The organism is Pseudomonas putida (genome assembly GCF_002906855.1).
GTDB lineage: Bacteria > Pseudomonadota > Gammaproteobacteria > Pseudomonadales > Pseudomonadaceae > Aquipseudomonas > Aquipseudomonas putida_N.
This window is the reverse complement of record NZ_MINI01000050.1, coordinates 1-785: the sequence shown is the minus strand read 5'-3', so window position 1 is coordinate 785 and position 785 is coordinate 1. Positions and strand designations below refer to the sequence as shown.

Below are 785 nucleotides of genomic sequence, written 5' to 3'. Positions count from 1 at the left end.
TGCCTATGCCGAGCACTATGATCTTGGCCGGGAAAAAGACGAAAGGAAACCAATCTACCCAAGAACCATCAGACATTTAGAGCGTTTCCATTCGGCTGTTTGGAATTGGCTATCTTCAAGGATAGCACTCGCTTGAAATGCTCCTCCAACAGCTCCATTACAAGATCGTGAGGCATGGTCTTTTTGACGCAGCCTGCGACAGTTCGCCCCCATGGCCATGGCCCGCACTTTCTCGGTGCGGAAGGCTGTTTGTGTTCTTGGTGGCCACCGGAGCAGTCTCGCTTTAAAGATCGGGGATGTTCAATTTTCATTCGGTCCGAATGAACGGCGCGATCTCAGGCAAGCTGACGTTCGATCGCAGCCTTGTCGATGACCGACCAGACCCTGCGGATTTTTCTGTGTTCAAATTCGTAGAACACATGCTCGTAGAATTGAACGCGCCGGCCATTGACCGGAAGGTCCATGAAAGTGGATTTGGGGGTGCAATCGAACGAAAGACGGGCGGCAATCCGCGTCGCGTCGCTGACAAGGATATCTGCTTCAAATCGCAGGTTGGGAATGTCGGCAAAGTCCTTGACCAGCATGTCGCGATATCCTGCCAGCCCGAACGGTCGGCCGTTGTGTTCGACATTGTCGTCGACGAAGGTACCGAGGTCATCGAGGGCCTGGCGGTTAAGGCAGTTGAGGTACGCGAAATATATGTCGTTGAGTGGTTGCAAGTTGGTCTCCTCTACCGGCATGACGCGCCCGCCCGCAGTTCTGGAGTTACCGGAGCAAGATGGTGC

The 785-nt window shown here is 53.9% G+C and carries 1 protein-coding gene; it reads right to left on the bottom strand.

Translation table 11 applies throughout. The features are described 5' to 3' along the window. Window positions 1-335: 335 nt before the first annotated feature. The gene (locus BGP85_RS28580; protein WP_219827769.1) at window positions 336-740 is read right to left on the bottom strand and encodes an ester cyclase; all 405 of its coding nucleotides are present in this window, start codon (window positions 738-740) and stop codon (window positions 336-338) included. Window positions 741-785: the final 45 nt, after the last annotated feature.